This window comes from Effusibacillus dendaii, from assembly GCF_015097055.1.
GTDB lineage: Bacteria > Bacillota > Bacilli > Tumebacillales > Effusibacillaceae > Effusibacillus > Effusibacillus dendaii.
Map to the genome: position 1 here is coordinate 1,460,760 of NZ_AP023366.1, position 18,799 is coordinate 1,479,558.

Consider the following 18,799-nt stretch of genomic DNA (forward strand, 5'->3'; position numbering starts at 1 on the left):
ACCCTGTTATTGTAAACCGAAAAGAAAAATACCATCCTGTCTTACAGGATGGTACCCCTTACTTGTCACGACCCTGAAATCGGAATTAGCAAGCCGGTGCAGCACCAGCGACCGGAACCAGCAAGAAGAACAGGACGAAGATGATCAAGAATACAACTGCCCAACGGGTATAGCCGCCAAAGATTCCATACATACCTGTTCACCTCCTCGCATTTATACAATGCGGCATACATCTTGGTTGACAGGTACAAATGCACAGAAAAAAGGGAAAATGGGCGTCCTTCCATAATCTTGCAGTCACTTTTACGAAACCTTTCGCTGGCTAAATTGTCTATTCTATGAAGCACGAACATGAAAGGAATAAACACGGGGGACAAGACGAATGAACAGGACGGACAAAGAAACACAACTCGAAAGCTGGATGGAAGAATACGGAACAACCGTCCTGCGAACCGCCTATTTTTTTGTAAAAGATCGGCACCTGGCGGAGGACATTTATCAGGATGTGTTCAGCCCGACAGTTACAGTGTAATCGTCTATCGGGTCCTGTTCCGGTCCCGATTGGCGTGGACGAAACGGCTGTAATTGAAAAAATCGGCCGTCCGCTTTCTGAATCGGATTTGATCGGGACGATTCAAGGGCAGAAAGTTGCGCCCCAAACACCTTTCTTGCAGAATCGGATTCGCACTGACGGACAGCCATTTGAACTGACTTCAGGCGTAACCGCGTACAAGTGGGAGCATGCAGGAGTCCGCTGCCAACTGCAGACAAGAAGCAGCGATTCAAAACAAACGGCTGAACTTCTAAACTGTTTGCGGGAATGGGAGAATCTCAGACGGTCGACAGGATACTTGTTTTGATATATTATGTTTACTGGCAGCCCCTCGGCTGCCAGGTTTCTACAAGGAGGTTTGAAATATGAGCCAACCGTACCACACGCGAAAAGTCTCCGTGACCAAGATATTCACATTCGACTCAGCCCACCGGTTGGATGACTATATTGGAAAATGCGCCAATCTGCATGGTCACACATACAAATTGGAAGTGGAAGTCAAAGGTCGAACTGATCACCGTGGCATTGTCGTCGATTTCGCCGATCTAAAAAAAATCGTAACCGAACATATTCTTGCCAAATATGATCATCAGTTTTTGAATGATCACCTTCCTTTCAACACAACGGCCGAGAATATGGTGGTATTCTTTTTTGAGACAATTGACACGTACGTAAACAAACTGGATTCGGCTCAGGACATCAGTCTGCAGCGTGTCCGCCTTTGGGAAACGCCGACTTGTTATGCAGAGATTACACGGGAGGATTTTGACCGTGAAAGTAAATGAAATATTCTTCTCGATTCAAGGGGAATCCGCTTCGATCGGTCTACCAACCATCTTTGTCCGGTTCACCGGATGTAATTTGCGTTGTACCTATTGCGATACGAAGTACTCGTATTATGAAGGGGAGTCGGATACGCCGGAAGGGATTTTGGAGAAAATACGTTCCTACGGCATAAAAAGGGTCTGCTTGACTGGCGGGGAGCCGTTAATTCAGCCCCGTACCGAGATGCAAAGGCTGCTCGATTTATTGGCAGCGGAAAACTATGAAGTTTCGATTGAAACGGACGGTTCCATCGACATTTCAAAATTTCAGCTGCGCGGCAGGCAACGTTTTATTCTCGACATGAAAGTACCTTCTTCCGCTATGTCGAACCGGATGGATTTTGAAAATTTGAAACGGATCGTGCCTGAACGGGATGAAGTTAAATTTGTGGTGGGAAACCGGGAAGATTATGAATGGGCCAGAAACTTGATGCAGCAATATGAGTTGCAGCCGGAGAAAGGGTATCAATTGATTTTTTCTCCAATATTCGGGGATATAACTTATCAGGAATTGGTGAGTTGGCTGCTGGAAGACCGGATTGACGTACGGTTTCAGGTACAGCTCCACAAAATTGTTTGGGATCCTGACTTACGAGGTGTATAGAGATGACAGAAACAAATAAAGCGGTTGTGATTTTGTCAGGGGGTCTGGATTCAACCACCTGCATGGCGGTTGCACGGGATGCAGGATACGACGTGTGGCCGCTGACTTTTTTTTATGGTCAAAAACACTCGATTGAACTGGAGTCAGCCAAACGGGTAGCCGCCCATTACGGCTGTCAAGATCGTCATTTTATTGCCAATCTGAATGGAATCATTCGGGGTTCTGCGTTAACGGATGCAGATAAGGAAATCCCGGTCAATCGATTGGAAACGGAGATGAGCAGCGAAATTCCGGTAACCTATGTACCGGCCCGCAACATCATTTTTCTTTCAATTGCTTTGTCGTATGCAGAATCGATTGATGCGCAATCGATTTGGATTGGTGTCAACGCGTTGGACTATTCCGGCTACCCTGACTGTCGGCCTGAATTTATCGAATCGTTTCAGCAGGTAATTAATAAAGGAACGGTAGCCGGCGCGCACGGAAAAGGAATTCAGATTGAAGCGCCTTTGCAACATTTGACGAAAGCGGAGATTGTGAAACTGGCTAATCGGCTGCAGGCCCCGCTTTTGCATACGCATTCCTGTTACCAGGGAACGGATCCCGCTTGCGGTGTTTGCGACTCTTGCCAACTGCGGATCAAAGGCTTTCAGGAAGCAGGCGTAAGAGATCCGATCGAATATGCCATTCCAATTAACTGGGATGTGGTATAATAAAATTCCATTGGCAATTTAACAAACAGAGGGACTATCCAGCGAAAGGAGGTACGTCAAGTTGAGTGAAGAAACGAAAATGATTTTGCAAGCGATGCGGGAATTCCATCAGGATTTAAAACAGGAACTTGCCCAGGTAAAGGAGGAACTCCGCCAGGAGCTTGTCCAGGTGAAGGAAGAATTCCGCCAGGAGCTTGCCCAGGTGAAGGAAGAATTCCGCCAGGAACTTGCCCAGGTGAAGGAAGAACTCCGCCAGGAACTTGCCCAGGTGAAGGAGGAACTCCGCCAGGAACTTGCCCAGGTGAAGGAGGAACTCCGCCAGGAACTTGCCCAGGTGAAGGAGGAACTCCGCCAGGAACTTGCCCAGGTGAAGGAAGAGTTGCGGCAGGAACTGGGGCAAAGAATTGACGCTCTGGCTGAACAGATGAAAGAGGATATGGAGTACTTCACAGCCAAATTTTTTGAACATGACAGAGCGATTTTTAGTTTACAGCAGCAAATCAAGCGCATCTGACTTTCCTCACCAAGTTTGCAACTCTCCACTTTGCTAGACTTCACGAAACATTAGATTGCAAATTCATCTATCGCATTACCGAACGGGAACATCGCCAAACCGAGTTCCGTTTGGTTGATGTTCCCTGATAGTTAAGTGTTACCTTTTCGATTCAGTACCTCGTGTAACCGATCCGGATAATTGGTAAACAATCCGGTCACATGCCAACGGGCCATTTTTTCCATAGTCTTTTTTTCATTTACGGTGTAGACGTAAATTTGCATTCCGTTTGCAGTAACTTGCTGTACATATGCGCGGTCCATCATTTCACCATTGACGGCTACGCCGATTGCATACTGCTTTATTGCCTGCAATTCGGCATCGGTCACTACCGCTGGAGTTTTGTATTCGATGAGTTGTACCAGAGGAACTTTACGATTCAGTTGATGCATTCTAAGCAGGCTGTCCCGGTTAAACGATTCGACGATAACTCTCGGGTTTTGGTCAACTCCATCAAGCAAGCCGTTTTTCTCCAATATTTGAAGCAGTTTTTGTTCGATTGCCGGGTACTTTTCCGGGGATTTCAGCTCAATAAAAAAACGGGCATTGCGACCGAACTTCGCAACCACTTCCTCAAAAGCAGGCACTGCCAGTCCCACATAAGCAGCTTTCGATTTATCCGGGTAAGCGTTGTTAAACCAACTCCCCGCGTCCAATCGCTTGATTTCAGCTAATGTATGGTCCTTCACATAACCGGTTCCGTTTGTGGTACGATCTACCTTTTCATCATGCATGACAACGAGCACACCGTCTTTTGTCATCTGTACGTCCAACTCGATAAAATCTGGCTTCATCGTTTGCGCCATCTCGTAAGCTGCCATCGTATTTTCCGGCGCATAACCGGATGCGCCGCGATGCGCTACATTATATATGCTTTGTTGTTTGGCCACAACCGTTTGCATGTGCAACAAACTGATCGACATTCCTAAACAGACTGTACCAATCAAAGTACAGGAACGCTTCCATAACCGCTCCATGCATTCATCCCCCTCACGAAACCATTCTCTCTTCCTTGTTTTCTCCTGGCCATACAGAACTCCGCTTTATCATGTTGTCTAAAAACACAGTAGTTAATGCAAACATACCAGGAGAAACGCCGTGGCCTTGTTACCCCCTGTCACATAACGTAAAAGAGGGTTGGTTCTGTATCAACCATTCTCTTGAGCATATCAAAACAGGAAGGAGGAATCAGCATGTCTGCTGTATTGCGCCAACATTGCATGAGATATGTCGGCCAACGGGTAATTGCACACCATGTCGACGGAAGACTGTATCATGGGATTCTCCATTCGGTAACACACGACGGTATTTACATCCGCCCTCTGCCGGGAACCGGAGCCCGGAGAGCGACATTTGAAAACACCGATGCGGCTATAGAGTATGCCGATAACAGTGAATCAACCTCGGTGGACGCCGCTCCTGTATGGGGGGCTTTGTTTTTCATCCCGTTTGCCTTTCTTACTGGACTAGTTGCAGGTGCCGCCGCCTGGAGTTGGTGGTGGTAAAACGGAAAGGTCGGCCGATCCAAACCGCTGTGTTGCTGTTCCGCCCCCGCCGACCTTCTGATGATCCTTTTATTATCAAAGAATCGTTAGAAGCGATGCGGCAAAAATTTACTGCATCAACCGGTTTTCATTTAACAGAACAAACGATTCAACAGCAAATTCAAGCAAATGACACAATAACTATCATCGAAAAAAACGGTCGGCCGATCGGTTTTTATATGTATACGGTCTACCCGAATCGGACGATGTACTGGAGTTCATTGATCCTCGTCAACAGTGAGCAAAGCAAAGGAATCGGACGGCAGGTGGTACAACACATTGACAGGGAAGCCGCAAAGCTTGGGGTTCGGCTGATTGAGGGGCATGTACAGATAACCAACCAAAAAGCGCTTGCATTCTGGCTTCAGAACGGATTTCAAATCGATTCTCCCCCAATCAATGGCAATATCGCGATCAGTAAAATTGTCCGTATCGAGTAGGCCCATGAATTAATTCATGGGTCTCTCACAGAACCGTACGTGCGGGTCATCGCATACGGCTCTTCCGCGATTATCCCCGCTGGGGATGAAGTTCATTGTAAATGTCGATCAGACTGCATAGACCGATATCCTTGAACCAAGTGTTCGGCAAATCAAAATTTACATGTGCTTCCCGTGAACTTCTCCATGCTGTCATTCTCAGCCGGGGAAGTTCATTTCCTTTCCAACCTCTGCACCTCCTCTCCCGGTGCAGTTTCCGTGTTTTCTTCCAGCTGCGGAGCTGCACCATACGTAGTCTTCTCCGAATCCATGCATCATATCGGGTGAATATCTTCTTCGCATCGCTACGCCCGAAGTAGTTCCCCCAACCTCTGATGTATGGATTCAGTTTCTTCTTGACCAGCTGCTCTACGTTGACCGTTTGGTTCCGACGTGTGATCTCCCGAACCCGTTCCTCAAACTTCTTGATCGCTTTGGTCGATGGGGTTATCCAACCCCCTGGTTTAAATTCATGTCCCAGAAATTTAAACGATTCTGTCCTTGAATCTACAATTCAGGTTGTCTCCGGGTATATTTTCAACCCCAGTGTTCCTTAAAGAAATCGACCCCCCCTCGCAGGACACGCTCCGCTCCTTTTCGGGTGCGGCAACATATGACGAAGTCATATGCATACCGCGTCATTCGATATCCGCGTTCCTCCATCAAGGCATCCAACAGGTGCAAGTAAATATTCGCCAAAAGCGGACTGATGACCCCGCCTTGCGGACACCCGGCCTCATTGAGATAAAAGCTTCCGCCATCCATGATTCCCGATGTCAGAAACGATTCCAATAGACGGATCACACTTCCATCCACCACTTCTTCCCGCACTTGCGGCATCAGTTTGTCATGCGGGATCGTGTCGAAGTACGATTTCAGGTCAGCGTCAATCACGTAACGATAGCCATCCAGCAGGTCTCTGCGGATTTGCTCGATCGCCATGTGAGCGCTTCGGTTCGGTCGGAATCCAAAGCTGCGGTCCAGAAATTTGGCTTCAAAGATCGGTTCGAGAATTCGCTTTGCCGCCGCTTGCACGACTCGTCTCCCACGGTAGGTAAGCCTAAAGGCCGCTTCGTACCATCCTCTTTGTCGATGTACTCGCGGCGCACCGGTTTCGGGCGGTACGTTTTCGTTTGCAGGGCCTGCTGAAGCATTCTTAAGTTATGCTCCCACTCGGACTCAAATACTTTAATGGTCACTGCGCTGCCAAGCGCACAACAAATAACCCCGATATAGCTCGGGGTTATCGTCTTGCTTATAGCGCTCCTTTACGAGGAAAGCAACATTTTTTGCAGTATCTTTTCGCCTTCTTTATAAATGTCACCCGCGCCCATCGTTAAAAAGATATGGTCTTCCATCTGCTCGCTCATCTGCTCCAGCCAGGGAATAATTTCCGATTTCGGAATATAGGTGACACGCGGATGATGTTTCTTCGTCTCCTCCACCAATTCCAAAATATCTACCAGTTTCTCTTTTTCACGCTCAGATGCAAAAATGTCTGTTAACACTACCCAGTCAGCCGCCTGAAAAGACTGCGCAAATTCATGCAACAAGCGTTTGGTTCGTGAATAGGTATGCGGTTGAAAAATGGAAACCACGTTTGCATTCGGATAATTTTCCTTTACTGCATGCAGCGTAACACGAATTTCTGTCGGATGGTGCGCATAATCATCATAGACAAGGTGGTGCTTCAAATGGCCCTTCAATTCCAACCGCCGTTTGACCCCCGCATAACCGGACAATGTCTCCTGTAAAATATCAAACTGGATATCATAGTACAATCCCAAACAGACCATCGCCAGTGCGTTTTGGATATTGTGTTCACCAATTAACGGTGTAACCATGTCTCCCATGTATTTGCCGAATGCATAAACGGCGAATTTGCCCATTCCTTTTTTGACCGCGTATACATCATTTTCCTGAGATAAACCGTACGTCACCATTTGACAGTTGGCACGCAGGTTGCGAGCCAAATTATCCCCACAGACCACCAGCAAACCGTCTTCTGGCAAACGATTTGCACACTCCTGAAATGCATCGAACGTGTCGCGAATATCCTTGAAGTAGTCAGGATGGTCGAAATCGATGTTGGTAACCACCATCACCTTGCCCGTATAGTTCAGGAAATGACGCTTGTATTCGCATGCCTCAACCACCAAATAGTTTCCTCGTCCGTATCGGGCATTGTTATTCAACGTCTCAATATACGAACCCACCACAATTGTCGGATCCATGTCCGCGTTCATTAAGAGTGAACCAATCAAACCCGTGGTGGTTGTTTTTCCATGCGTTCCCGTGATCAAAATCGACTCGTATTCTTTTGTCAGTTCGCCTAACATCATCGGATAGGTAAGTACCGGAATATTCCTTTCGTTAGCCGCTTTGATTTCCACATGATTGCTTCCGTATGCGGCTGACGCGCATACAATATCAACTTGCTGCACATTCTTTTCATGAAAGGGAAGGACTTCTATTCCCGCCTTATACAACAGCTTATCAGTAAAAAACGATTCTTCCACGTCGCTGCCGGTGATCGAATGCCCCTTCTGTTTGTAAATTTGAGCCAGCGAGCTCATTCCCGAACCTTTCACGCCAGTAAAATGGATCCTCATTCCGACGTCCTCCACCAAATCTAGATATCATCGTATTTAGTTTGCCCTTCTCCCCTTTAATTTACAAGGGTCTTTTTTCCCGATTCGGGGGAATTTGGCCTATTTTCAGCTGGTAATTTGTTACAAGGGTCGAATACCCAGTATTATACTATACGAATCTACTGCTTAATGCTCCTGGGCATTAGGCAGTACGAGCGAAACGGTCTGGGCGATTGGGTCAAAATGCTCCTTTAACCTTTCATTTACCTGATCATGCGTCAATTTTTCCAATACGGAAATGGACTCAAAAAAATCGGCTTCCTTGAACTTATATGATGTAAAGTTTCGCGCAATGTATCGGGGAGATTCGATGCCTTCCAAAAACTTGCCAATCATTTTTTTGCGGCTCAATTCAAACGCATCCCTTTTGACTCCCTGTTGGCGGATACGTTCCAATTCGCCGTTAATGATTGACATCACACGATCCGGATCTTTTGTGTTGCCGCCTATAATCGAAAAACCATAAGAAGGAGTCACTTCATACTCCCACGTAAATCCCTTGTCAATCAGGCCTTCGTTAAACAAACGGTTAAACAGGTTTGCACTGCGCGAGAACAGCGTGTCAAATCCAACTGCAGTTGCCAGTTCCCGAACTAACAGCTGCCGTCCCGATACGCCCGGATTCACCTCTTTAAACCCGAACAGACAGCGGGGAATCGATACCGGAAGCCGTGTTTCCACCTTCGCTTGAAATGCTTCCCGCGGTTCATCCGGGAATATCCGGCGAATTTCCCCTTGCGGTTGAAACGTTTTAGCCGCTTGATTCCGCTTGATTAACTCAATCGTTTTTTCCGGGTTATAGGGGCCTACCACAAACAGAAGCATGTTGCTGGGATGGTAAAACGTTTTGTAACAGTCCATCAATGTTTCCTTTGTAATTTTGGAAATGCTTTCGATCGTACCGGCAATATCAATTCGGATCGGATGATTTTTAAAAAGTCCCTGCAGCACACCAAAATAAGACCGCCAATCCGGATTGTCATCATACATTTGAATCTCTTGCCCAATAATTCCTTTTTCCTTTTCCACATTTTCGTCCGTCAGATAAGGCCGCTGCACAAAGTCAAGCAGGATCTCCAAATTCTCATCCAGATGATCGGTCGCCGAAAACAGATAGGTCGTGATGTCAAACGAGGTGAACGCATTAGCAGAGGCACCGAATTTTGCAAAATCGTTGAAAACGTCCCCTTCTTCTTCCTCAAACATTTTATGTTCCAGAAAATGGGCAATTCCATCCGGTACGGTGACCGCTTCGGTTTGGTCGGGAATGATAAATTGACGGTCGATCGACCCGTATTTTGTTGTAAACGTGGCGTACGCCTGATTGTATTCCGGTTTTGGCAAAATGTATACCTGCAACCCGTTATTCAACTGTTCCTGATAAAGGGTTTCCTGTAGTTGTTCGTATCGTATTTCACGCATTTGCTGTCACTCCTTCCCGGTCGCGCAAGAAGTAGATCGTATCCATACGAACCTGCTGCGCTACGTTTACGATATCGTCTTTTCCGGTCTGGCGGATCTGTTCGATCAATTCTTCAATCGTCCGCTGCCGCCCCGAGACAACGCCGCCCGTATGCATATCGATCAAGCCATCTGCCGAATCCTGCAAAGTTTGCAAGGCATTAACCAAACCGTTGCGCGTGAATTCTATTTCAATGTCCGTGATGTTCCCATCCTGCATATCTTGAATCTGTTTCTTGATGATATCGAGCGTTTTCTGATATTGAGGAATCTGAATGCCCGATTGAATGTACAAAAGTCCTTTGTAGGATTCCAACCGGCTCGACGCATAATAAGCGAGAGACGCCTTTTCCCGTACATTGACAAACAGCTTGGAATGAGGAAATCCGCCGAGAATCCCGTTATACATCATCAAAGCCGGATATAAATCATTCGATTGAGTTATGCTGGTACGCATTCCGATGTTCAGTTTGCCCTGCGTAACATTTAGCCGATCGATCACCTCTTTGACTTGCTGGGGCATTACATTCGTTTTGGTCGGTTGTAAAGCGCTGTTCGGCTGTCGTTCCACGGCCAAATATTTTTGCAAAAGCGGCTTGACCGCATCCATTTCCAAATTTCCTACCACATACACATGCGCAGGAGCCGTCCTGATTAATTCCCGGTAGGCGCTATACAGGTTCGCTGCATCAATTCGATCCAAATCTGATTTTCTGCCCAATTTCGGGATCGAAAACCGTTCTCCGTCTGTCATTTCTTCCAGGCATCGTTCATTTGCGTAAACGATTTTATCATCGAACAGCGAATCGATGCGCTTCACATGCTGTTCCTTTTCTTTTTCTACAAACTCCTGTTTAAATTTGCCTCCTTCCAGCGCCGGACGAAATAACATTTCCGCCAACAGACCAAGCCCTTTTTCAAAAAGCGGTTCCCCGCTCGTCAAATATTTTTCATTCACCACCCGCAGTAAAAATTCGACGATCTGGCGCTCTCCTCTTTTGGATACGCCGCCGGTCAACGTGGCTCCATATAGTTCCGACAGGCTCAATTGAATCGATTCGGCTGTCGGGTGTTGTTCACTTCCCCGCATCAGAACATGAGGAATAAGTGCCTGTTGCGTTGCCTTAAATTCTTCCAAATCGGTATGAAAAGCAACCACTATCGTGTTCAACTTATATTTGGAAGTGGAAAGCAAATGGATATGGAAACCGCCAATTGTATCAGACACAAATCGCTGCAAAAAATCCGCCCCCCCTGTGTTTCTATACTTATAGTATGGTCATATGTATGCAGGAAAATAAAGTCATGACTAGAAAAAAATAAAAACCTTGCCATCGTCAGAAACAGATTGTACGTTTCTGACACAATGACAAGGTGCTTTCATTTTTCTTATCCGCGCCGCAGTTGGCTTCTGGCAGCCGCTTGCGCAATATCAAAGTCGACTCGGGTAATAATTGTCGATTCTCGAATCCAGTTTTGCACTTCACGACTCATCGTAGGCGAGACATATTTGGGAGCTCCATACTTCTCAATCAGATCCTTTTTAGAAATGGCATGTTTGTTTTGACAATGATTATTCGTAAGGATCTCCATCAACTCTCCACAAATGGGGCACTGAAACATGAACATTCCTCCTAACGGCCGCTCAAGCAGCGGACTGATCCAAGGTTGACTTTCGGTTCTTGCCTACTGTGGTGCTCTTCCGATGAGACATAACAATATTTAATTGTTCATACAAAGTGTACTTGAGACAATCCATGGCAACAAGGGACTCAAGGCCGAATTTTCAGACTCCTCATTCGTCACCCCGTTTGAATTTAGGCCTTTGGACACGCGTCCCAAGTCCCTACCTTGTGTTAGTAACGGTATGTAACTGGCTCTTGTCTCATTCCTGTTCTCTTCCAAGTAATGCTTTCGATCGTGCAAAAAAAAATAAAGATGAATCCGGCAGCATAAGAAATTATTGTTGAGGAAAATTCTGTTTGTGTTGGATTCGTTTTCAGTGTGCCGATCTTGTCTTTTTTTCATCCTCGGAAGCAGGTAAAATAAAAATAACAACCATCGGATTGAGGTGTTCCCTTGCAGTTTCCTCTTCTGGTATTTGTCACCGTGGTCGAGAAAAAAAACTTTTCGCGGGCGGCCGAATCACTCAATATGACACAACCGGCCGTTTCGCAGCAAATTCATTCGTTGGAAGATTATTACGGAGTCAAGCTGTTTGAACGAAACAGCAAACGGGTGGAAACAACCCGGGCGGGAGAAGTGCTCTATCGGTACGCCGTACAGATCGTAAATCTACAACGGGAAGCACAGCAGGCAGTCAACGATTTAATGGGCCTCGTAACAGGAAAACTGATGATTGGGGCATCTCTGACAATTGGGGAATATGTATTGCCCCGCCTGCTCTCCGTATATGCGCGGCATTACCCGGACGTGGAAATCTCCGTTACGATTGGAAACACAGAAGTGATCGCCGATCATGCACTGAACAATCGGATTGATGTAGGTTTGGTGGAAGGACCTGTAAACCCGGCAAATCTTGTAATTACCCCTTTTTTGGAAGATGAGATGGTGTTGATCGTGCCTACTACACACCGTTTAGCAGCTATCGGTCGGGTGCATATCGAAGATCTGTTGGAGGAAACGTTTATTATCCGGGAATCAGGTTCCGGTACCCGTTTTATTGTGGAAGAAGTGTTCCGTACACTCGGCATTCAACCTAAACGGGAAATTCAGTTCGGCTCTACGCAGGCAATCAAAGAAGCAGTGGAGGCCGGTTTAGGGGTTTCTTTCATCTCGATCTGGAGCGTCCAGAAAGAAATAAAATTAGGAACCCTGCGGGTACTGCGGGTTCACAATCATTCCTTCCCTCGTCCGTTCTCGATGATTTGGAAAAAAAAGCAATTGGAGACGCGCGCGATGAAGGAATTTACCGCCATGACAGAGTCTATCGATCTCCATTCACGTCTGGTCCCGGAATTTTAATGAATCAGTGCTTATCCAAAGGGAAAACCGGATACACTAACGGATAAACAGGAGGGGGCGGAACAGATGGACATGATCGAAATGGGCAGATTTCACCCCCCTACACACAAAGCACCGAATTTTAAGAATCTCAAAAGGGGCATACCCGCTGGTCGGAACTCGACTTTCAGGTTTGCCCCTTGCCATCGAATTCAATATACTTCAGGATTCACCGTATGCAGAAGTTTTTCTCCCTGGATGCCCGCTATAAGGTTCTTTGCAGCCAACAACGCCATATTCGTTCGGGTGGCTATGCTGGCACTGCCGATATGGGGAAGCGGCACCACATTTTCAAGTGACAGCAAGGGGTGATCGGCTCCGATTGGTTCCTGTTCGAACACATCTAACCCGGCCCCCCAGATCACACCGTCCTGCAACGCGCCGTAGAGAGCCTTTTCATCTACATTACTCCCTCTCGATGTATTAATTAAGACAGCGGTTGATTTCATCAAATGTAATTCCTTTTTGCCGATCAAATGGTGCGTTTCCGCTGTTGACGGTGTCAAAACCACCACAAAATCGGATTGTTTCAGCAATTCTTCAAGCGAACAGTATGTCGCGCCGAGCGACTGTTCCACTTCTGGACGGCGAGTCCTGTTATGATAGAGGATTCGCATACTGAAACCGGTCGCACGCTTTGCTACCGCTTCACCAATACGCCCCATACCAATAATTCCGATGGTCGCTCCAAATATATCCTGTCCTGTCATCATCATCGGTGACCACGTCTTCCAGTTCCCTTGCCGTACAAGATCAGCCCCCTCAACTACTCTTCGAGCAGAAGCCAACAGAAGAGCAAACGTTAAGTCAGCTGTCGTCTCGGTTAATACACCCGGCGTATGGCCGACAGGAATCCCACGCCTTGTGGTAGCCGCCACATCAATATTATCGACGCCTACAGCCATATTGCTGATGACCTTAAGATTTGGAGCATTCGACAGAAATTCCTCGTCAATCCGTTCGGTCAACGTCGCAAAAATCCCCACCGCTTCCCGGCATTCCCGCAGCAATACATCCCGCGGGATGGGAACTTCTTCCGATTCCCATAGAAAAACATCCGCCTGCTGCTTGATCACAGACAGCGCCTGCGGCGGAATCTGTCTCGACACTACCACTTTCTCCCCGTTCATTACCTCCCCCCCTTAGAGTGCATCCTCACATTCGCTGATCATGATCGATAGTTGAGATGACAAATCAATTTCGTACGGTTTGACATTTTCCCCGTTAGGATTTTTCAGGATGCGGATGATGGGGCGGTGCGGGTGTTTCGAGTTGACATCGACCACCACCCCTTTTTCACCGGTTGACAGCGACACTACCATCCCAACCGGATAGATCACTAAATGATTTCGAAAGGTTGTCATCAAATCCAAATCAAATTTGTCAGAGGAAGCAAAAATGATATCTAACGCTTCGTGCGGCAAATACCCTTTCCGATAGACCCGGTTGGCAATCAGAGCATCATACATGTCGGTAACGCCGACGATCTTGCCAAAAAGATGAATCTCATCACCCGTTAAACCGCGCGGATATCCGGATCCGTCAATCCGTTCATGGTGCTGCAGCGCACAATGAGCGGATAAAAGCGGAATATCAGGCTGTTCGCGCAAAATGTCATACCCATAAACGGTGTGATTCTTGATTTCTTCAAACTCAGCTGGCGTCAGTTTATCAGGCTTATCAAGAATTTCGGGTGCTATCTGTGTTTTTCCGATATCATGTAAAATGGCGCCAATTCCAAGATCAATCAACTGGTTTCGGTTCAATCCTACCGCCATTCCAAGTGCCGCCGAATAAATCCCAACATTGACCGAATGGGTGTACAGATAATTGCTGGACGAATAGATTCCGGTCAGATGAATCATCAATTCCGGTCGACTCTGCAAGTCGTACAGTATGTCTTCGAACGCTTTACGGAACTCCGTTCCTAATTTGGATAAGGAAAAATTGCGATTCCATTTTTTTGCTTCAATCATGCCGGAGAACGTTTCATAAACGATTTTTGTCGCATGTTGACGCGTTTCGTCCGATACGGAACTTTCCGCCTCAATATCATCCGTTCGCGGATCACTCACATAGACCGATTCAATACCAATCGATTGCAGTCGCTTGATCATCCGGTGTGTCAGTTCCACATCAGTGCCTACCAAAATCCCGCCCGTTTCGGTATACACCGGTTTACCCAATTTGTCACCCGGTTTTAACTGTATCGTCTGTACCATATGCATGAGGGCATTCCACCTTGAAAATGGAAAATTTCCCCTTCCCCATCCAATCTATTCGACGGGAATTACAAAAAACCCTTCTTTCATCCGCACACGACCGCTCCTTTTCACATATGGATAAATGGAAATTGCATGAAAGAAGGGACAGACATGGCAGGAAAAAACAAAGTAAAGGCCGATCGCACAGCCACCAAACTGGATGTACATCAGCCACAAATGAAAATTGTCGGAGCGGATACATGCATCGCGTGCCCAACACCGTGCGCCCGCGGCATCGCGTATCGGGAAAAGATGGAAAAGCCAGGTGCGATCGGATTTGGCGTTCCCTGTATCCTGACGTTAAAATAAATAAGGATTCCATCGAAGCATATTTAATGAAAACTAAAATAAAGAAAGTGCCTTCTGGAGAGGCACTTTCAACTTTTCGAACTTTGTCTTATCCTGTTTTGCTGGCGTTTGTCAGGCGGGACGCTTCTCTGTAATCGGCCAACCGAACCAGCCGATTTCCATCAATGAATCCCTCGATCCCCACACCTTGCAATTCTTCCAATCTTTCCACTTGATAGCGAGCCAACAGGTTTTCAATCATTTCCCGGTTGGTCGCATGGATCAAACAATAATCGTAGCGCCATCCGGAAAGCGATCTTGTATATAGACGATAGGCAACAGGCTGCCCTGCGGCCGAATACTCCGGTATTACCGCTTCCACATACAAGGTTCGTAACAACACGTGCATCTCCCCCGTAATCACCGGAACCTGAATTTGAATCTCTTCTATTTGACTATATCGCGATTCGGTCATTCAAGAAAATACGCCAAAGGTCCCAATCCTTTACATATTTCGTCTATATTGTCCGCCCACTTCATACAAGGCGTCGGTGATCTGCCCGAGAGAGCAGTATCTGACCGTCTCCATCAGTTCAGCAAAAACATTGCCGCCCCGTTGCGCCGTTTCCTGCAGTCGTTTTAACATATGAGGCGCTTTCTCTTTATGGCGCTCATGGAATTCCCGCAAATTGGCGATTTGCAGTTCTTTTTCCGCTTGTGTGGCACGTGCCAGTTCAATTTTGGGCGGTTCATATTCTTCCGCCTGCAGAGCCGGATTTTCAAACGTGTTTACGCCAATAATCGGCAGTTCGCCACTATGCTTGAGATGTTCGTAGTACATAGATTCTTCCTGAATCTTGCCTCGCTGATACTGGGTTTCCATTGCCCCAAGCACGCCGCCGCGGTCGTTAATACGCATGAATTCGGCCAACACCGCCTCTTCCACCAGATCGGTAAGCTCCTCGATGATAAAGGCTCCCTGCAGCGGATTTTCATTTTTCGCCAAACCAAACTCTTTCGTAATAATCAATTGAATTGCCATGGCGCGGCGAACCGAGTCCTCTGTCGGTGTTGTGATCGCTTCGTCATACGCATTGGTGTGCAGGCTGTTGCAATTGTCATAGAGTGCCAAGAGTGCCTGCAAAGTGGTGCGTATGTCATTAAAATCGATCTCTTGCGCGTGAAGCGAGCGCCCCGACGTCTGGATATGATATTTCAGTTTTTGGGAACGTTCATTGCCCCCATATTTGTTTTTAATGACGGTTGCCCAGATGCGGCGGGCCACACGACCCATTACCGCATATTCGGGATCCATGCCGTTCGAAAAGAAAAAGGAGAAGTTAGGTGCAAAATCGTCGATTTTCATGCCCCGGCTCAAGTAGTATTCCACATAAGTGAAGGCATTGGACAGCGTAAACGCTAACTGTGAAATCGGATTGGCGCCCGCTTCCGCAATATGATAGCCGGAAATCGACACAGAATAATAGTTGCGCACGTTGTGGTCGATAAAATACTGCTGAATGTCTCCCATCATCCGCAACGCAAATTCAGTCGAGAAAATGCAAGTATTCTGCCCCTGATCCTCTTTCAGAATATCTGCCTGCACCGTTCCCCGCACGTTGGACAGCGTAAACGATTTAATTTGTTCATACTCTTCCGCATTTGGCTGACGACCGTTTTCTCGTTCAAACTTCTCCACCTGAAAATCAATCGCCGTGTTCATATACATCGCCAAGATAATGGGCGCCGGGCCGTTAATCGTCATCGACACCGACGTAGAAGGGTGGCACAGGTCGAATCCTGCATACAGTTTCTTCATATCGTCCAACGTGCAAATGGAAACACCCGATTCACCAATTTTGCCGTAAATATCTGGCCGGTAACCCGGATCATGGCCGTACAGAGTAACAGAATCAAAGGCTGTGGACAGTCGTTTGGCCGAATCGTTTTTCGACAGGTAATGGAACCGTTTATTCGTCCGCTCCGGCGTTCCTTCACCTGCAAACTGCCGCTTCGGATCTTCGCCTTCCCGTTTGAACGGAAATACGCCCGCCGTATAAGGGAATTCCCCAGGGACATTTTCTTTCAGACTCCATTTGACAATTTCACCCCAATCTTCAAAATCGGGCAATGAAATTTTCGGAATCCGCAAACCGGATAGGGAAGTCGTATACAGTTGAGTGCGAATCTCCTTATCGCGGATGCGGGTTACCAATTCGTCCTGACGGTACTCCTGTTTGCGGCTCTCCCAACGATCTAAAATCCGCTTGCAATCGGGATGCAGTCGCGCTTCAAAATGGGCAATCTGCTGATCCATCACCTGCAGCAATTTGGCAGTTTCCGCCTCTGTTCCGTTTCCGTCGGACGCAGGCTCGGACAGAGCGGCGGCCGCTATCGTATGCTTGGCTCCCTGCAGTTGGAACAGCTTGCGGGCGATTTGCGTCTGTTCTTCAACAAATTTTTTGTAGCTCCGCACGGTCTGTACGATCTCCGCCAGATACATGGTGCGCTCCGGCGGGACAATGTAATTTTTACCTGGTTTCGTTTGATCAACAGACAGTTGGGATTGCCAATCGGTCCCACATTTTCGGTTAATCGTATCAATCAGCGCCCGGTAAAAACGATTGGTGCCAGGGTCATGAAACTGACTCGCCATTGTACCGTACACTGGAATTTCGTCCTCTTTCAGGTGGAACAGGTTATGGTTGCGCTGATACTGTTTCTTTACGTCACGCCGCGCATCCTCCGACCCTTTCCGCTCAAACTTATTGATGGCGATCAGGTCGGCAAAATCGATCATATCGATTTTTTCCAATTGAGAGGGAGCGCCAAACTCGGATGTCATCACATAGATGGACACATCCGAGATCTCCGAGATCCCCGCATCTCCTTGTCCGATGCCAGATGTCTCGACAATCACCAAATCAAAACCGGCCGCTTTCACAATATCGATCGCATCTGTAATCGCTTCCGACAGTTCCGACTTTGATTTGCGGGTTGCCAGCGACCGCATGTAGACGCGCGGGTTGTGAATCGAATTCATGCGGATTCGGTCGCCGAGCAGCGCCCCGCCCGTTTTCTGTTTGGAAGGGTCGACCGATAAAATAGCGACCGTTTTTTCAGAAAAGTCATTCAAAAATCGGCGCACCAATTCGTCCGTCAGAGAAGATTTGCCCGCTCCGCCGGTGCCTGTAATGCCAACCACCGGAACTTGCCGTGCATGCGCCCGCACCGACGCCAATATCGATTCAGCAGCCGAGGCCGTTTCAACCGATGTGCTGGCTGTCGCGTCCTCTTTCCGGCGGACGACTTCCTCCGCCAATGTAATCAAGCGGGCGATTGCCTGTGGATTTTTTTGCGACAGAAGTTCTGTTTCATTGCCGAGTTCCTTCGCTGTAGGAAAATCGCACTGCTGCAGCATGTAGTTAATCATCCCCTGCAGTCCCATGCGCCTCCCATCATCGGATGAAAAGATTTTGGTGATGCCGTAGGATTCCAGCTCACGGATTTCATCGGGCACAATTACACCGCCGCCGCCGCCAAAAATCCGAATATGACCGGCCCCTTTTTGCTGCAGCAAATCATACATATACTTAAAATATTCAATATGACCGCCCTGATAGGAACTGACCGCAATTCCTTGCGCGTCTTCCTGAATGGCGGCCTGAACCACTTCTTCCACCGAACGGTTATGCCCCAGGTGAACGACTTCCGCTCCAGACGATTGCAAAATCCGGCGCATAATGTTAATCGATGCATCATGTCCGTCAAACAGACTGGATGCGGTGACAAAGCGAATTTTGTGTGTTGGACGATAGATTTCTGTTTCCATGTTGAACAC

21 protein-coding genes are annotated in these 18,799 nt (G+C 47.4%); 10 read left to right on the plus strand and 11 right to left on the minus strand.

What is annotated here, in order from left to right; all coding sequences use genetic code 11:
* Nucleotides 1–382: 382 nt before the first annotated feature.
* The 6 genes from skT53_RS07925 to skT53_RS07950 all read left to right on the plus strand — a co-directional run bounded on the left by skT53_RS07925 (nucleotide 383) and on the right by skT53_RS07950 (nucleotide 3,208).
* Nucleotides 383–532 carry a sigma factor gene (locus skT53_RS07925; protein ID WP_200760556.1) on the plus strand — a complete coding sequence of 50 codons (150 nt, stop codon included), beginning with the start codon at nucleotides 383–385 and terminating at the stop codon, nucleotides 530–532.
* Nucleotides 504–860: a hypothetical protein gene (locus tag skT53_RS07930; RefSeq protein WP_200760557.1), complete on the plus strand. Its 357-nt coding sequence runs from the start codon at nucleotides 504–506 to the stop codon at nucleotides 858–860. The genes skT53_RS07925 and skT53_RS07930 overlap by 29 nt, the downstream gene beginning before the upstream one ends.
* A gap of 58 nt (nucleotides 861–918) precedes the next feature.
* Entirely contained in the window at nucleotides 919–1,338 is a 420-nt protein-coding gene (gene queD, locus skT53_RS07935; protein WP_200760558.1) for a 6-carboxytetrahydropterin synthase QueD, read from the plus strand.
* Nucleotides 1,325–1,981 (plus strand): radical SAM protein, encoded by a 657-nt coding sequence (locus skT53_RS07940; RefSeq protein ID WP_200760559.1) that lies wholly within the window; start codon nucleotides 1,325–1,327, stop codon nucleotides 1,979–1,981. The genes queD and skT53_RS07940 overlap by 14 nt, the downstream gene beginning before the upstream one ends.
* A 2-nt stretch (nucleotides 1,982–1,983) precedes the next feature.
* On the plus strand, nucleotides 1,984–2,694 hold the full coding sequence (gene queC / locus skT53_RS07945) for a 7-cyano-7-deazaguanine synthase QueC (protein WP_200760560.1): 711 nt from the start codon (nucleotides 1,984–1,986) through the stop codon (nucleotides 2,692–2,694).
* Nucleotides 2,695–2,755: 61 nt separating this feature from the next.
* A complete protein-coding gene (locus skT53_RS07950) occupies nucleotides 2,756–3,208 on the plus strand; it encodes a hypothetical protein (RefSeq protein WP_200760561.1) in 453 nt (150 codons plus the stop codon).
* Between the two features lie 131 nt (nucleotides 3,209–3,339).
* Here skT53_RS07950 and skT53_RS07955 read toward each other — a convergent pair whose 3' ends face one another.
* Entirely contained in the window at nucleotides 3,340–4,224 is an 885-nt protein-coding gene (locus skT53_RS07955; RefSeq protein WP_200760562.1) for a glycerophosphodiester phosphodiesterase, read from the minus strand.
* Between the two features lie 216 nt (nucleotides 4,225–4,440).
* Between skT53_RS07955 and skT53_RS07960 the strand changes: the two genes are divergently transcribed.
* Both skT53_RS07960 and skT53_RS07965 read left to right on the plus strand, forming a co-directional pair.
* Nucleotides 4,441–4,752 carry a hypothetical protein gene (locus tag skT53_RS07960; protein WP_200760563.1) on the plus strand — a complete coding sequence of 104 codons (312 nt, stop codon included), beginning with the start codon at nucleotides 4,441–4,443 and terminating at the stop codon, nucleotides 4,750–4,752.
* A complete protein-coding gene (locus skT53_RS07965) occupies nucleotides 4,746–5,231 on the plus strand; it encodes a GNAT family N-acetyltransferase (RefSeq protein WP_200760564.1) in 486 nt (161 codons plus the stop codon). The genes skT53_RS07960 and skT53_RS07965 overlap by 7 nt, the downstream gene beginning before the upstream one ends.
* A 70-nt stretch (nucleotides 5,232–5,301) precedes the next feature.
* On the opposite strand, the gene skT53_RS18490 is transcribed toward skT53_RS07965, so the two are convergent.
* From skT53_RS18490 to skT53_RS07990, 6 genes are all read right to left on the minus strand, one after another.
* Nucleotides 5,302–5,784 carry a group II intron maturase-specific domain-containing protein gene (locus skT53_RS18490; RefSeq protein ID WP_318978607.1) on the minus strand — a complete coding sequence of 161 codons (483 nt, stop codon included), beginning with the start codon at nucleotides 5,782–5,784 and terminating at the stop codon, nucleotides 5,302–5,304.
* 23 nt (nucleotides 5,785–5,807) lie between these two features.
* On the minus strand, nucleotides 5,808–6,305 hold the full coding sequence (locus skT53_RS18495) for a reverse transcriptase domain-containing protein (protein ID WP_226375375.1): 498 nt from the start codon (nucleotides 6,303–6,305) through the stop codon (nucleotides 5,808–5,810).
* 233 nt (nucleotides 6,306–6,538) lie between these two features.
* Nucleotides 6,539–7,882 carry a UDP-N-acetylmuramate--L-alanine ligase gene (murC, locus tag skT53_RS07975; protein ID WP_200760565.1) on the minus strand — a complete coding sequence of 448 codons (1,344 nt, stop codon included), beginning with the start codon at nucleotides 7,880–7,882 and terminating at the stop codon, nucleotides 6,539–6,541.
* Between the two features lie 165 nt (nucleotides 7,883–8,047).
* Nucleotides 8,048–9,343, minus strand: coding sequence for an EF-P 5-aminopentanol modification-associated protein YfmH (yfmH, locus tag skT53_RS07980; protein WP_200760566.1), 1,296 nt, complete (start codon nucleotides 9,341–9,343; stop codon nucleotides 8,048–8,050).
* Nucleotides 9,336–10,622 carry an EF-P 5-aminopentanol modification-associated protein YfmF gene (gene yfmF / locus skT53_RS07985; RefSeq protein WP_200760567.1) on the minus strand — a complete coding sequence of 429 codons (1,287 nt, stop codon included), beginning with the start codon at nucleotides 10,620–10,622 and terminating at the stop codon, nucleotides 9,336–9,338. Before yfmF ends, yfmH begins: the two co-directional genes overlap by 8 nt.
* A gap of 149 nt (nucleotides 10,623–10,771) precedes the next feature.
* On the minus strand, nucleotides 10,772–11,005 hold the full coding sequence (locus tag skT53_RS07990; protein WP_200760568.1) for a hypothetical protein: 234 nt from the start codon (nucleotides 11,003–11,005) through the stop codon (nucleotides 10,772–10,774).
* Nucleotides 11,006–11,461: 456 nt separating this feature from the next.
* On the opposite strand from skT53_RS07990, the gene skT53_RS07995 reads away from it, so the two are divergent.
* A complete protein-coding gene (locus tag skT53_RS07995; protein ID WP_200760569.1) occupies nucleotides 11,462–12,367 on the plus strand; it encodes a selenium metabolism-associated LysR family transcriptional regulator in 906 nt (301 codons plus the stop codon).
* A gap of 191 nt (nucleotides 12,368–12,558) precedes the next feature.
* Here skT53_RS07995 and skT53_RS08000 read toward each other — a convergent pair whose 3' ends face one another.
* Nucleotides 12,559–13,536 (minus strand): 2-hydroxyacid dehydrogenase, encoded by a 978-nt coding sequence (locus tag skT53_RS08000; RefSeq protein WP_200760570.1) that lies wholly within the window; start codon nucleotides 13,534–13,536, stop codon nucleotides 12,559–12,561.
* A 12-nt stretch (nucleotides 13,537–13,548) separates the two neighbouring features.
* Nucleotides 13,549–14,634, minus strand: coding sequence for an HD-GYP domain-containing protein (locus skT53_RS08005; RefSeq protein ID WP_200760571.1), 1,086 nt, complete (start codon nucleotides 14,632–14,634; stop codon nucleotides 13,549–13,551).
* A gap of 147 nt (nucleotides 14,635–14,781) precedes the next feature.
* On the opposite strand from skT53_RS08005, the gene skT53_RS08010 reads away from it, so the two are divergent.
* Entirely contained in the window at nucleotides 14,782–14,979 is a 198-nt protein-coding gene (locus skT53_RS08010) for a hypothetical protein (protein ID WP_200760572.1), read from the plus strand.
* A gap of 88 nt (nucleotides 14,980–15,067) precedes the next feature.
* On the opposite strand, the gene skT53_RS08015 is transcribed toward skT53_RS08010, so the two are convergent.
* The gene (locus skT53_RS08015) at nucleotides 15,068–15,433 is read right to left on the minus strand and encodes a hypothetical protein (protein WP_200760573.1); all 366 of its coding nucleotides are present in this window, start codon (nucleotides 15,431–15,433) and stop codon (nucleotides 15,068–15,070) included.
* A 30-nt stretch (nucleotides 15,434–15,463) separates the two neighbouring features.
* Nucleotides 15,464–18,790, minus strand: coding sequence for a fused isobutyryl-CoA mutase/GTPase IcmF (icmF, locus tag skT53_RS08020; protein ID WP_200760574.1), 3,327 nt, complete (start codon nucleotides 18,788–18,790; stop codon nucleotides 15,464–15,466).
* Nucleotides 18,791–18,799 lie beyond the last annotated feature (9 nt).

What these genes read in the sequence shown, in the direction of transcription:
- skT53_RS08015 (WP_200760573.1), bottom strand. Translation starts at nt 15,433, where the DNA reads ATGACCGAATCGCGATATAGTCAAATAGAAGAGATTCAAATTCAGGTT.
- skT53_RS08000 (WP_200760570.1), bottom strand. Translation starts at nt 13,536, where the DNA reads ATGAACGGGGAGAAAGTGGTAGTGTCGAGACAGATTCCGCCGCAGGCG.
- murC (WP_200760565.1), bottom strand. Translation starts at nt 7,882, where the DNA reads ATGAGGATCCATTTTACTGGCGTGAAAGGTTCGGGAATGAGCTCGCTG.
- queC (WP_200760560.1), top strand. Translation starts at nt 1,984, where the DNA reads ATGACAGAAACAAATAAAGCGGTTGTGATTTTGTCAGGGGGTCTGGAT.
- skT53_RS07925 (WP_200760556.1), top strand. Translation starts at nt 383, where the DNA reads ATGAACAGGACGGACAAAGAAACACAACTCGAAAGCTGGATGGAAGAA.
- queD (WP_200760558.1), top strand. Translation starts at nt 919, where the DNA reads ATGAGCCAACCGTACCACACGCGAAAAGTCTCCGTGACCAAGATATTC.
- icmF (WP_200760574.1), bottom strand. Translation starts at nt 18,790, where the DNA reads ATGGAAACAGAAATCTATCGTCCAACACACAAAATTCGCTTTGTCACC.
- yfmH (WP_200760566.1), bottom strand. Translation starts at nt 9,343, where the DNA reads ATGCGTGAAATACGATACGAACAACTACAGGAAACCCTTTATCAGGAA.
- skT53_RS07960 (WP_200760563.1), top strand. Translation starts at nt 4,441, where the DNA reads ATGTCTGCTGTATTGCGCCAACATTGCATGAGATATGTCGGCCAACGG.
- skT53_RS07990 (WP_200760568.1), bottom strand. Translation starts at nt 11,005, where the DNA reads ATGTTTCAGTGCCCCATTTGTGGAGAGTTGATGGAGATCCTTACGAAT.
- skT53_RS07930 (WP_200760557.1), top strand. Translation starts at nt 504, where the DNA reads ATGTGTTCAGCCCGACAGTTACAGTGTAATCGTCTATCGGGTCCTGTT.
- skT53_RS07955 (WP_200760562.1), bottom strand. Translation starts at nt 4,224, where the DNA reads ATGGAGCGGTTATGGAAGCGTTCCTGTACTTTGATTGGTACAGTCTGT.
- skT53_RS08005 (WP_200760571.1), bottom strand. Translation starts at nt 14,634, where the DNA reads ATGCATATGGTACAGACGATACAGTTAAAACCGGGTGACAAATTGGGT.
- skT53_RS08010 (WP_200760572.1), top strand. Translation starts at nt 14,782, where the DNA reads ATGGCAGGAAAAAACAAAGTAAAGGCCGATCGCACAGCCACCAAACTG.